This window comes from Massilia antarctica (genome assembly GCF_015689335.1).
Classification (GTDB): domain Bacteria; phylum Pseudomonadota; class Gammaproteobacteria; order Burkholderiales; family Burkholderiaceae_D; genus Telluria_A; species Telluria_A antarctica.
The window spans coordinates 1,477,511-1,489,515 of record NZ_CP065053.1 but is presented as its reverse complement, the minus strand read 5'-3'; the positions used below and the strand labels follow the sequence as shown (position 1 = coordinate 1,489,515).

The following is a 12,005-nucleotide window of genomic DNA, read 5'->3' as shown; positions in this document are numbered from 1 at the left end:
TCCCGAAGTGCAGTTGACCGAAGAACCGGGCGAGTCCGGTCCGCGTTGCAGCGGCGCCGACTGCTGTACCGATGCCGAGGCGCTCGAATTCGGACCGCAGCGCCTGTATTGCAGTGCGCTGGCGCTGGACAACGAAGGCAAGAGCGCAGCCTCGACGGCCGCCCTGCAACAAGCCATCGCCAGCGCCCGTGCCGAGAAAGTCCGCACGCACGACGCTTCCGCCGTGCTGTGCCACGCGTACGGGCTCGATGCCCAGCGCGCCGGCGACGGCGGCGACCCGGTGGCCGGGCGGGTCGGCTATGCCGCCGCCGTGCAAGCTTGCCGGGCCGGGTACGGCAAGGAGTCGGACCAGGCCGCCCAGGCCATGCTCGACAGCGCCGAGCAGCGCATGCAGATGAAGGAATTCGGCACCGTCCAGGCCGAAATGGCCGAGGTGCTGGCGCAGGCCCGCAAGAACGCCAACCTCCAGCTCGAAGCCGATGCGGCGGACGCGCTCGGACGCATGCTGGGCCTGAAGGGCGACGTGGCCGGCGAGCGCCGCCTGTTGACCGAGGCGCTGGAACTGCGCCGCAAGATCCATGGCGAGAACAGCTACCAGGTCGGCATGAGTTATGTGAACATCGGCGGTAGCTACATGCGCGAGAACGACAACCGGACCGGGCGCGAATGGTACGAGCGCGCCATCGCGGTGTACGGCGCCACGCTCGGCATGGCCGACCCGGTGACCCTGGAAGTGCGGGCCGCGCATGCGATGAGCTATAGCGCTGAGCGCAACCACAAGCGCGCCCAGGAATTGTTCGAGGCCATGCTGCCGCAGGCCGTGCAAACCTTCGGCGCGCAGTCCGAGGAAACGGTCGCCATCATCAACGATATCGGCAGCATGCACGAGCATCAGGACCAGAACCCGGCGGCCCTGGCGCGCTACGAGGACATCCTGGCCATCCGCCGCGTCACCATGCCCAACACGGTCAAGCACGGCCGCTCCGCCATGCTGGCCGCCACCCTCAAGCGCCGGGTTGCCGGCTGCGGCGGCGCCACCGCGCTGGACGCGGAAGTGAAGACCATCGCCGCGCACTTGCGCACGGCCATGCCCAAGGATGCGGACGCGCGCGAGTTTCTAGCCGACGCCTCGGTGTTCGACGACAAGTGCGCGCACCCGGCGCCGCGCGCTGCGCGCAAGAAGAAATAAGCCGGACCGCATGCGGGTCGTCCCCCACGCGCCGACGGTGTTTTCCATCGATGGGTTTCTCGATGCGCGCGAGTGCGGCGAGTTGATCGCGCTGGCTGAGGCGCGCGGCTTCGCGGCGGCGGCGGTGCGCACCGCGCAAGGCGCCCGACCGATGCCGGCGATCCGCAACAACGAGCGCGCCCAGTTCGAGGCGCCCGACTGGATCGCCCTGCTGTGGCAGCGCCTGGCGGCGGCCGGCATGCCCGAGCTCGACGGCCACGCTGCTGTCGGGTTGCCGCGCGAGCTGCGCTTTTACAAGTATGCGACCGGGCAGCGCTTCAAGATGCACAAGGATGGCCCGTGGAACGAAGATGGGCTGAGCAGCAAGCTCACTTTCCTCGTCTACCTGAACGAGGGCTACGAGGGCGGCGACACGGTCTTCAAGGAGTTCCGGGTGACGCCAGGGACCGGTTCGGCCCTGCTGTTCGTGCACGACACCTGGCATGAAGGCGCCGCGCTGACCGGCGGCATCAAGTATGTGCTGCGTTCGGACGTGCTGTACGGCGCAGGCAAGCCGCAACAGGACCCGTCAACCGCGCCGATGTTCCCCTCGATCCATCCCACTTGAAAGCACCATGAAAAAATTGATCGCGCACGCCGCATGCTTGCTGGTCATTTCCGGGACGGCGTTCGCCTGCGGCCGTGACGGTACCACGTCGGTGCCGCTGGCCCAGCTGGCGGTCCGGGAGGCCACGTTCAGCGTGTCCGCGGACGGGCGCACGGCCACCACGTTCGGTACCTTGAAGAATGCGTCCTCCGACAGGGTCAGGGAAGTGATGTTCGAGGTGAAATACTTCGACACCAAGCATGTGCTGGTCGATACCTTCACGCGCTGTGTCGACAATGTGATTGCGCCGGCGGCCGGCGAGGTCGCGTTCCGCCTGCGCGAGCACATTTACCAGCCGGCGGAAGCGTACGTGTCGCAGGAAGTGCGCGTCGTCTCCGCCGAGGCGATCGTTCCGCCTCCGCAAAAATCCGCGCTCAGCCCGTTCATGGAGCAATTCCTGATCACCTGGCTACCCTTGCTGGCCTTGTTGGGCTTTTTGATCTATTTCATGAAACGCTTGATCGGCAAGAAGTCGGCGACCACCAACGCCCCGGCGTTGATGAATGCGCAGATTGCCCACCTCGGCACGCAAGCGCTCATGCTCGAGCGGCTGGCGCTGGCCGCCGAAGCGCGCTCACGCGGCGCACCGCGGCCGGGTGAGGACTGAACCCATCCTGACGCCTGGGAACAAAGCGGCACGCTTCATCCGCTGCCCATCCCCTTGATACACCTCACCTGAAAACACCATGAAAAAACGAATGGCACGGTCGGCCTGCATGTTGGCCTTCTCGACTTCGGCGCTTGCCTGCAGTTACCACGAGGATTCCCCGGCCAGGGTCGACCAACTGGCGGTCAGCAATACCTCGCTCAACGTATCGGATGAGCCGCGCATGGTCACGTCCCTGGCAACACTGAAAAATGCATCCGCCGACAGTGTCAGGGACGTCATGCTGGAAGTGAAATACTTCGATGCCAACCACGTCCTCGTCGATACCGTGACCCAGCCTGTCGACGGGCTATTTGTGCCGGCGTCCGGCGCGGTTGCGTTCCGTATTCGCGAGGTCGCGGCGCGGGCCAAGGAGGCTTACGTGTCGCAGGAAATGCGCATCATCTCGGCCGTGGCGATCAAGCCGCACCCCGAACCGTCGACGATGTCGGTCCTGCTTGATTATCTGGTCAGCTGGGGACCGATGCTGCTGTTAATCGGCGTGTTCGGTTTCTTCATCAAGCGCGCGAGCGGCAAGGGTTCTGTGCAAAACAGAACGCTGGCGCTGGTGGAGGCGCAGAACACCCTCCTCGAAACAAAGTTGCGCTTGCTTGAACGCCTGGCCGTTGCTGCCGAAGCGAAAGTAAACGCTGCCGGCCCACACACGCCCGACTGAGCCATCCGGCGAGTGCACACAATGACACTGCGTTCTGTGCTGTTCGTCGGCCTGGCGACCGTCCATGCCGTGATCGGCTGGATCTGGGCCGGTACCGGCACCTTGGGGCCGGCCATCGCCGCCACCATCTACGGTCCCTTGTTCGTGCTCGATGCGCTCGGCCTGCCGGTGTTCGGCAGCGGCGCGTCGGGCGGCTGGGCCGCGCCATCCTTGTTGGGATGGGTGTGCGTAGTGCTGGTCTGGGCTGCCATCTGGTGGGGCGCGGCGGCCCTGCTGGCGCGCCTGCGTCGTCGCTGATCGGCCATGCGTGGGCTGGCGCTATCGTGTTTCCCGCCCATGCGCCAGGCGCTGTCCTGGTCGCTGCGCATCCATGGTTGGCCCGTTGCGCTCCCGGTTAATTTAATATAATGCAATCAGGCTGCTGTTGGCTGCCCATGAAACAAGATCATCGTCGCGAGGAAAACACCGATGTTTCACTTTACCTGTGTCTGAGCGACCATTCCTGCGCGTGCTGGTCACCGGCTCGACCACCTGGGACAACCCCGACACGGTGCGCCGCGCATTGTCCCAGTTGCCGCCGCACAGCGTGATCGTCACCGGCGACACCCCGGGCGCCGATGCCTGCGCGGTGGCTGTCGCCGCTGAGCTGGGCTTGAGCGTGCAGCGCATGAAAAAGAACCGCGCCGACCAGCGCGCCTTCCCCGGCGAAGCCTGGCGTGGCTTGAACGAACGCATGCTCGCCACCGGCATCGACCTGGTACTGGCCTTCCATGCCGATTACGGCAAGCCCGGTTGCGCGCGCGGCACCGGGCACATGGTCGAACTGGCCGACAAGAGCGGGACCGAGATACGCATTTTCCGCGAGTAAGCCCGCGCCCCGGCGCCCAAGCTTGCCGCGCCGCGCGATGGATCGCGCCGCCATTTGGGTGTATAAGGACGGTATAGCCTTCCCCCCAACCCGCCATAGGATCAAGCGCAGCAATGAGTGTTCACGACTTACACGGTATTACCTTAGAATCTCTGTTGACCAGGTTGGTCGCCCATTACGGCTGGGATGAGCTTGGCAAGCGGATCGACATCAATTGTTTCATCAGCGATCCAAGCATCAAGTCCAGCCTGAAGTTCCTGCGCAAGACCCCGTGGGCGCGTACCAGGGTTGAAGAACTGTATCTGGCCACAAATTTCACCAATTAAAAGAGGATGACATGTTGAACGACGACACAGCGAACCTGAAGTCGCACCTGAAAACCCTGCATGCCAACCTGGCGCAGACGGATCAGGTGGATGAAGAGTTGCAAGGTTTGCTGATGCAGCTCGACGGCGACATCCAGACCCTGCTGGACAAGCGTGCAGCCGCCGCGCAAGCCACCATCAGCGACACTGCCCTGGCCGAGCAAGCCGAAGCGTCCGCTACGGCGTCCGACCCGGCTGCGGCCCTGCTGGCCGAACCGGCCGGCACCACCACCTACGGGCTGGCCGAGCGCACCCAGGAAATCACCGCCAAATTCGCCGCCGAGCACCCGCGCCTGGAACCCGCCCTGCGCGAGCTGGGCCGGATGCTGTCGAACATGGGTATCTGACCGGCCGTACGCCGCGAGCGCCAAGCGCGCTCCGGCAACTGCCTGTAAATGTGGCACAAACGTCACAAGTTGTTGAAACATAAGACGTTTTTTCGCTGCAATCGGCCTTGAAAAAGGGCGGTGGCAAGTTGCTCCGGAAGGTTTTCCGGTACAATACTGCCCAATGAACTCCCCAACAAACCTGTTTGCGACCGTCCCGAAACGGTCTAGCCGCGCTCCCGCCGCGCCTTTCCTTCCCATGTCCCGCGCCGAAATGGACGCCCTGGGCTGGGATTCGTGCGACGTCATCCTCGTCACGGGCGACGCCTACATCGACCATCCGAGTTTCGGCATGGCCCTGGTCGGCCGCCTGCTCGAAGCGCAAGGTTTCCGCGTCGGTATCATCGCCCAGCCGGACTGGCTCTCGGCCGAGGCCTTCCGCGTGCTCGGCAAGCCCAATCTGTACTTCGGCGTCACCGCCGGCAACATGGACTCGATGGTCAACCGCTACACGGCCGACCGCAAGATCCGCTCCGACGACGCCTACACGCCAAACGGCGAGCCGAACAAGCGCCCGGACCGCACCGTCACCGTGTACGCCCAGCGCGCGCGCGAAGCGTTTCCGGACGTGCCGGTCATCATCGGCTCGATCGAAGCCTCGCTGCGCCGCATCGCCCACTACGATTACTGGTCCGACAAGGTGCGGCGCTCGGTGCTGCCCGATTCCAAGGCCGACATGCTGCTGTTCGGTAACGCCGAACGCGCCCTGGTCGACCTGACCCACCGCTTGGCAAGCGGCGAAAACATCAAGGATATCCGTAACCTGCGCGGTACCGCCTTCATGGTGCCGCAAGGCTGGCTGCCCGGCGACGACTGGGGCGTGCACAACTCGACCCGGGTCGACGTGCCCGGCAAGGTCGACGCCCACCACGACCCCTACGCGATGGCCCAGGAAGACAAGTCCGCCTGCGCCACCGACAATGCCCAGCCCAAGGAAGTGGTCAAGCCGATCCGCATCATGTCGCGCGAAGAACGCCTGGCCATGGCCAAGGAAAAACACGACAAGACCGTGGTCCGCCTGCCATCCTACGAAACGGTGAGCACCGATCCGGTGATGTACGCGCACACCTCGCGCGTGTTCCACCTCGAATCGAACCCCGGCAATGCGCGCGCGATGGTGCAGGCGCACGGCGAACGCGACGTCTGGCTCAATCCGCCGCCGCTGCCGCTGGCCATGGACGAAATGGACGGCGTGTACGACATGAATTACGCGCGCGCCCCGCATCCGAGCTACGGCAAGGCCAAGATTCCGGCCTGGGACATGATCCGCTTTTCGGTCAACATCATGCGCGGCTGCTTCGGCGGCTGCACCTTTTGCTCGATCACCGAGCACGAGGGCCGCATCATCCAGAGCCGTTCGGAGCCGTCGATCCTGCGCGAAATCGAGCACATCCGCGACAAGACCAAGGGTTTCACCGGCACCATTTCCGACATGGGCGGCCCGACCGCGAACATGTACCGGCTGGCCTGCAAGGACAAGGCAATCGAGGAATCGTGCCGCCGCCTGTCGTGCGTGTACCCGACCATCTGCGTCAATCTCGGCACCGATCACAGCAAGCTGATTTCGCTGTACCGCAAGGCGCGCGCCATTCCCGGCATCAAGAAAGTGCTGATCAGCTCAGGCTTGCGCTACGACCTGGCCGTGCGCTCGCCCGAATACGTCAAGGAACTGGTGACCCACCACGTGGGCGGCTTGCTCAAGATTGCGCCTGAGCACACCGAAGAAGGCACCTTGTCGAAGATGATGAAGCCCGGCATCGGCGCTTACGACGAATTCAAGGAAATGTTCGACCGTTTCTCCCTGGAAGCGGGCAAGAAGCAGTATCTGATTCCTTATTTCATCGCCGCTCACCCGGGCACGACGGACGAAGACATGCTCAACCTGGCGCTGTGGCTGAAGAAAAACAACTTCAAGCTCGACCAGGTGCAGACCTTCATGCCGACCCCGATGGCGATGGCCACGACGATGTACTACTCGCGCAAGAATCCGCTGAAAAAAGTGACGGCCGATTCCGAGATCGTGGAAACGGCCAAGAGCGGCAAGGTGCGCCGTTCGCACAAGGCGTTCCTGCGCTACCAGGACCCGGCCAACTGGCCGATCCTGCGCGAAACCCTGGTCAAGATGGGCCGTGGCGACTTGATCGGCAATGGCGACCGCCATCTGGTGCCGAGCTGGCAGGCGTCGGAAGACGGCGGCCTGGCGGCGGGCGAGCGCAAGCGCCAGACCTCGGGCGCCGGCACGCTCGACAAGTTCGCCGCCGCGCCCAAGCGCAAGACCGAGCGCGCGCTGGCGCCGACGCCCTTCATCGCCCCGGAATCGAAGGTGCGTCCATCGATTCTGGCGACCATCAAGACCAAGCCGAAGGCGGCGCCGGTGGCAAAAGCCGGCGCCCGGCGCAAGTAAGTACCGTCGTCCGTCGCCAATAGCCTGCGTCGCCGCGCCACCTTGGCGCGGCGACGACAGCGCGTGAGTTATCGGCCGTGCTTATCGGCCGTGCAAAATCGTCCCCTTTCTTCGCTTTTGCAACACCCGGATTGTTGTGCCACGCACACAGTTTGGATTTTCCGTTGTCCCGGCCGGGAAGGTCAGTACAATCGTATTCATACGTTGCTTTAGTGCACACCTAGCGGTGTGACCGACTGATGATCCGATTTCCCCTGGCCCGCCGCGAATCGACGGCTTTCGCGCCCGCGCCGAAAGCGTTCGCGTTCGCCTCGGCGTTCGGCTTCGCGCTCGCCATGTGCGTCAGCCTGCCTGCCTGGGCGCTCGATAAAGTCACGCTCCAGCTCAAGCACACCCATCAGTTCCAGTTCGCCGGCTATTACGCGGCCGTCGAAAAAGGCTATTACCGCGACGCCGGCCTCGACGTCCACATCGCCGAGGGCACCGACGGCAACGAGCCGGAACGCAGCGTCAGTGCCGGCAAGGCGGAATTCGGGGTCGGTAACAGCAGCCTGTTGATGGCGCGCCTGGCCGGCAAACCCCTGGTGGTGCTGGGCGTGATATTCCAGCATTCGCCCTACGTTCTGCTGGTCGGCAAGCGCAGCGGCATGCCCGATGTGCGCGATCTCAAGGGCAAGCGCGTGATGATCGGCTCGCTCATCGATGAACTCACCCAGGCCGACGAACTGGTCGCTTACCTGAACAAGGAAGGCGTCCCCCTCACCAGCCTGGTGCGGGTCGAGCACAGCTTCAATCCCGAGGACCTGGCCAAGGGCAAGGTCGAGGCATACTCGGCCTATATCACCAACGAGCCCGATTACCTGGACCGCATCGGCTTCGCCTACGACGTGCACAGCCCGCGCGCGGCCGGCATCGATTTCTACGGCGACAACCTGTTTACTAACGAGCGCCAGATCGCTGCCCACCCCGAGCGCGTGCGCGCCTTCCGCGCCGCCAGCATGAAGGGCTGGGCCTATGCCATGGCCAACCAGGAAGAGATCGCGGACCTGATCCTGTCGAAGTACACCCGCCGCCACGACCGCCGGCACCTGCTGTTCGAGGCGCGCCAGATGGAGCCGCTGGTGCAGCCGGTGCTGGTCGAAATCGGCTACATGAATCCGGACCGCTGGCGCCACATCGCCGATATCTACGCCGACCTGGGCATGCTGCCGCGCGGCGCCTCTTTCGACGGCTTCATGTACAGCACCGACCCCGCCGCCAATTACCTGACCTGGCTGTACCGCTCGCTGCTGGCGGCCGGCCTGCTGCTGGTCGGCGGCGCCGCCGTGCACGTGTGGCTGCTGGCGCGCGAACGGCGCCGCGCCGAGGAAAGCATCCGCCAGGGCGAACTGCGCTTTCGCACCATGTTCGAGGAAGCGCCGATGGGCATCGCCCTGATCGATTCGGCCAGCGGCCAGTTCAAGGACATCAATCCGCGCTTCGCCGAGATCACCGGGCGCTCCTCGGAGGAGCTCAAGCGCGGCCGCTGCGACGACATCACCCACCCCGACGATGTGGCCGGCGAGGCCGCGCGCATGGCGCAGCTGGGCGCCGGCGGCATCGCCGGCTTCAAGAGCGCGCGCCGCCTGCTGCGCCCGGACGGCAGCGTGGTCTGGGTCGACATGTCGATCGCCGCCATCGATGCCCATGCCAGCGCCGGCGCCCACCACCTGTGCATGATCGAGGACGTGACCGAGAAAAAGACCTCGGAAGCGCTGATCTGGCAACAGGCCAATTTCGACCCGCTCACGCGCCTGCCCAACCGGCGCATGTTCCACGACCGCCTGGAACACGACATCCTGCGCTGCCGGCGCGACGGCACCCGCATCGCGATCCTGTTCATCGACCTCGATCAGTTCAAGGAAGTGAACGACACGCTCGGTCACCAGCAGGGCGACGTGCTGCTGGTCGATGCCGCGCGCCGCATCAGCGGCTGCGTGCGCGAGTCGGACACGGTGGCGCGCCTGGGTGGCGACGAGTTCACCGTGATCCTGCCGCAGCTGGGCGAAACCGGCAGCGTGGGCGTGATCGCGCAAAAAATCCTCGACGTGCTGCAGGCCCCGTTCACGCTCGACCAGGAGCAGGCGTATATTTCGGCCAGCGTCGGCATCACCCTGTATCCGGACGACGCGCGCGACATCGACGACCTGCTCAAGCACGCCGACCAGGCCATGTACGCGGCCAAGAACGCGGGGCGCAACCGCTTCAGCTATTTCACGCCGGCCCTGCAGGTGGCGGCGCTTAACCGCATGCGCATGACCAACGACTTGCGCAGTGCCCTCAAGGGCGGCCAGTTCCGCGTGTACTTCCAGCCCATCGTGCACCTTCGCAGCGGGAAGATCCACAAGGCCGAGGCCCTGATCCGCTGGGAGCATCCGCAGCGCGGACTGGTGAGCCCCCTGGAATTCATTCCGCTGGCCGAGTCGAGCGGCCTGATTATCGACATCGGCGAATGGGTGTTCATGGAATCGGCGCGCTGGGCCAGCCGCTGGCGGCGCGACCACCATCCCGAGTTCCAGGTCAGCGTGAACCAGTCGCCGCTCGAATTCCAGCGTGAAGGCAAGGGCTACGAAGGCTGGCTGGTGCACCTGCGCGAACTGGGCCTGTCCGGCCAGGCGGTGGTGGTCGAGATCACCGAAGGCTTGCTGCTCGACGCCAGCGACGGCGTGACCGACAAGCTGCTGCAGCTGCGCGACGCCGGCATCCAGGTGGCGCTGGACGATTTCGGCACCGGCTATTCCTCGCTGTCGTACCTGAAAAAATTCGATATCGACTATCTGAAGATCGACCGCTCCTTCACCCGCAACCTGGCGCCCGAGTCGAGCGACATGGCGCTGTCGGAAGCGATCATCGTCATGGCCCACAAGCTTGGCCTGCGCGTGATCGCCGAAGGCGTCGAGACCCACGAGCAGCGCGACCTGCTGCTGGCGGCCGGCTGCGACTACGGCCAGGGCTACCTGTTCGCGCGCCCGGTCCCGGCCGAGGAATTCGACGCCATGCTCATGGCCCAGACGCGCGAGCTGGCCGCCGGCGCCGATCTTACTTCGCCAGCCCCACGCTGGCCTGCCTGACCCGCAGCGCCATGGCGTTGCGGTGGCGCGCGCGCAGGCGCGCATTGGTCACCAGGCAGCCGAGCGTCTCGCCCACCACCATCACCACCCCGAGCAGCGGCAGCACCAGCATCAGGCCGGCCACCCCGGCCAGCGAGCCGCCCACGAAGATCATCAGCACCGTCATCAGCGGATGGATCTGCAGGCTGCGGCCCAGGGTGAGCGGCATGAAGATGAAGTCGTCGAGCAGGCGCACCGCCACGAACACGCCGATGGCGCCGTAGCCGATCACCGGATTCGATGGCGCGTCGGTGGCGGCCACCACCACCACCATGATGCAGCCGGCCACCGAGCCGACGAACGGCACCCAGGCCAGCACCGCGGACATGAGCCCGAGCGCCAGCGGCGAGGACACGCCGATCATCCACAGCCCGAGCGCCAGCATGATGGTGTCGATCACGGTCAGCTTGATCAAGCCCTGGAAGTAGCGGCGCGCGGTCTGGTCGACTTCGTGCAACAGGAACAGGGTCTTCTCGAAAAACGCATTCGGCACCGCGCGCGCCAGGAAGCGCTTGAAGCTGGCGCCGTCGCGCAGGAAGAAAAAAGTCAGGAAGGGCGCCAGCAGCAGCGACGGCAGCCAGCCGGCGATCACCACCAGCAGCCCGGCCAGGTGCTGCTGGGCGAAGTTGTCGGTGAAGGACTTGAAGCGCCGGTTCACCAGCCGGGTCAGGTGCATCTGTTCGAGCAGCGGGAATTCCTTTTCCAGCAGCTGCATGGTGTTGCGCACAAAAGTCACGCCGCCTTCGAGGTAGTGTCCGAGCAGCGCCTGCCACGATTCCTCCGGCACCGCCACGTAGGAGAACAGCAGCACCAGCACCAGCGAGAGCACGGCCACGAAGCCGCCGCCGACGGTCAGCGCCGCCAGGTCCTGGCCGACGCCGGCGCGGATCAGGCGCTGCATGGGCGCGAGCAGGATGTAGTACAGGACCGTGCCGAAGATGAAGGGAATGGCCAGCCACAAGGTGTGTTCGAGCAGGATCAGGAGCAGGCAGGTGACCGCGATGATCCCGCACCAGACCACCGGTCCCGCGCGGTCGCGCGAGTTCATAAGGCTTCCACCTGCGGGCTTCCGCCCATCCAGTCGCGCAGGCGCTGGCCGACCAGGCGCGCCAGGGTCAGCGAAATTTTATAGCCGATCACGGCGTCGGTTTCCATCAGGCCCAGGAAATCGGCGCGGAAGAACACCGCCAGCTCGCAGTTTTCCATGGCGCGCGCCTGCGCCGTGCGCGGCGAGTCGTCCAGCAGCGCCATGTCGCCGAACACGCTGCCCGGCCCGAGCTCGGACACCACCATGAAGGCGCTGCCCTTGGCGCGGCTGATGGCCACCTTGCCCGACGTGACCAGGTACAGGGCCTGGCCTTCCTCGCCCTGGTCGAACACGATTTCGTCGGTCAGGTAGCGCCGTTCATGCATCAGGCCATCGACGATTTTCAGTTCGAGCGGGGTCAGGGAATTGAACAGGACCGAACTCTTGAGGCGGTGCAGGCGTGGCGACAGCGGCGGCGATTTCAGAAAACCAAAGATCAATTTAACTCCAGAGGGGAATAACACGCACGAGCTCGATTATGCGCCATGCAACCGGCGTGCGCAGCGGATTTGCCGCCGCGGCGGCTGTCGTCCGTGTTTACCATAATTTTGCCACAGCAAGAACCAACGGCGATAACTAGTGTAATATA

Annotated in this window: 12 protein-coding genes; 10 read left to right on the top strand and 2 right to left on the bottom strand. The window is 64.9% G+C overall.

Annotation, left to right across the window (positions count from 1 at the left end; genetic code table 11):
* The first annotated feature begins 13 nt into the window (after positions 1–13).
* The 10 genes from IV454_RS06720 (at position 14) to IV454_RS06675 (ending at position 10,290) form a co-directional block, all read left to right on the top strand.
* The gene (locus tag IV454_RS06720) at positions 14–1,189 is read left to right on the top strand and encodes a tetratricopeptide repeat protein (protein ID WP_206090833.1); all 1,176 of its coding nucleotides are present in this window, start codon (positions 14–16) and stop codon (positions 1,187–1,189) included.
* A gap of 10 nt (positions 1,190–1,199) precedes the next feature.
* Complete coding sequence (locus IV454_RS06715; protein ID WP_229522101.1) at positions 1,200–1,796, top strand: 2OG-Fe(II) oxygenase; 597 nt, start codon at positions 1,200–1,202, stop codon at positions 1,794–1,796.
* A gap of 7 nt (positions 1,797–1,803) precedes the next feature.
* Entirely contained in the window at positions 1,804–2,442 is a 639-nt protein-coding gene (locus IV454_RS06710) for a hypothetical protein (RefSeq protein WP_206090832.1), read from the top strand.
* A 79-nt stretch (positions 2,443–2,521) separates the two neighbouring features.
* Positions 2,522–3,157, top strand: a complete 636-nt coding sequence (locus tag IV454_RS06705) for a hypothetical protein (RefSeq protein ID WP_206090831.1) — start codon at positions 2,522–2,524, stop codon at positions 3,155–3,157.
* A gap of 21 nt (positions 3,158–3,178) precedes the next feature.
* Positions 3,179–3,454 (top strand): hypothetical protein, encoded by a 276-nt coding sequence (locus tag IV454_RS06700; protein ID WP_206090830.1) that lies wholly within the window; start codon positions 3,179–3,181, stop codon positions 3,452–3,454.
* A 187-nt stretch (positions 3,455–3,641) separates the two neighbouring features.
* Positions 3,642–4,025, top strand: coding sequence for an SLOG family protein (locus IV454_RS06695; protein WP_206090829.1), 384 nt, complete (start codon positions 3,642–3,644; stop codon positions 4,023–4,025).
* A 113-nt stretch (positions 4,026–4,138) separates the two neighbouring features.
* The gene (locus IV454_RS06690) at positions 4,139–4,351 is read left to right on the top strand and encodes a VF530 family protein (protein ID WP_206090828.1); all 213 of its coding nucleotides are present in this window, start codon (positions 4,139–4,141) and stop codon (positions 4,349–4,351) included.
* An 11-nt stretch (positions 4,352–4,362) separates the two neighbouring features.
* Entirely contained in the window at positions 4,363–4,737 is a 375-nt protein-coding gene (locus IV454_RS06685) for a DUF4404 family protein (RefSeq protein WP_206090827.1), read from the top strand.
* A gap of 163 nt (positions 4,738–4,900) precedes the next feature.
* Complete coding sequence (locus IV454_RS06680; protein ID WP_082692305.1) at positions 4,901–7,180, top strand: YgiQ family radical SAM protein; 2,280 nt, start codon at positions 4,901–4,903, stop codon at positions 7,178–7,180.
* Between the two features lie 239 nt (positions 7,181–7,419).
* Positions 7,420–10,290, top strand: coding sequence for an EAL domain-containing protein (locus IV454_RS06675; RefSeq protein ID WP_206090826.1), 2,871 nt, complete (start codon positions 7,420–7,422; stop codon positions 10,288–10,290).
* Here the strand turns inward: IV454_RS06675 and IV454_RS06670 are convergent.
* Complete coding sequence (locus tag IV454_RS06670; RefSeq protein WP_206090825.1) at positions 10,259–11,377, bottom strand: AI-2E family transporter; 1,119 nt, start codon at positions 11,375–11,377, stop codon at positions 10,259–10,261. The two genes, IV454_RS06675 and IV454_RS06670, sit on opposite strands and share 32 nt — an antisense overlap.
* Positions 11,374–11,856 carry a cyclic nucleotide-binding domain-containing protein gene (locus IV454_RS06665; protein WP_054265216.1) on the bottom strand — a complete coding sequence of 161 codons (483 nt, stop codon included), beginning with the start codon at positions 11,854–11,856 and terminating at the stop codon, positions 11,374–11,376. The genes IV454_RS06670 and IV454_RS06665 overlap by 4 nt, the downstream gene beginning before the upstream one ends.
* Positions 11,857–12,005 lie beyond the last annotated feature (149 nt).

Excerpts from the sequence above, each read along its gene's own strand:
- IV454_RS06715 (WP_229522101.1), top strand. The coding sequence starts at position 1,200 with ATGCGGGTCGTCCCCCACGCGCCGACGGTGTTTTCCATCGATGGGTTT.
- IV454_RS06710 (WP_206090832.1), top strand. The coding sequence starts at position 1,804 with ATGAAAAAATTGATCGCGCACGCCGCATGCTTGCTGGTCATTTCCGGG.
- IV454_RS06705 (WP_206090831.1), top strand. The coding sequence starts at position 2,522 with ATGAAAAAACGAATGGCACGGTCGGCCTGCATGTTGGCCTTCTCGACT.
- IV454_RS06700 (WP_206090830.1), top strand. The coding sequence starts at position 3,179 with ATGACACTGCGTTCTGTGCTGTTCGTCGGCCTGGCGACCGTCCATGCC.
- IV454_RS06690 (WP_206090828.1), top strand. The coding sequence starts at position 4,139 with ATGAGTGTTCACGACTTACACGGTATTACCTTAGAATCTCTGTTGACC.
- IV454_RS06685 (WP_206090827.1), top strand. The coding sequence starts at position 4,363 with ATGTTGAACGACGACACAGCGAACCTGAAGTCGCACCTGAAAACCCTG.
- IV454_RS06680 (WP_082692305.1), top strand. The coding sequence starts at position 4,901 with ATGAACTCCCCAACAAACCTGTTTGCGACCGTCCCGAAACGGTCTAGC.
- IV454_RS06675 (WP_206090826.1), top strand. The coding sequence starts at position 7,420 with ATGATCCGATTTCCCCTGGCCCGCCGCGAATCGACGGCTTTCGCGCCC.
- IV454_RS06670 (WP_206090825.1), bottom strand. The coding sequence starts at position 11,377 with ATGAACTCGCGCGACCGCGCGGGACCGGTGGTCTGGTGCGGGATCATC.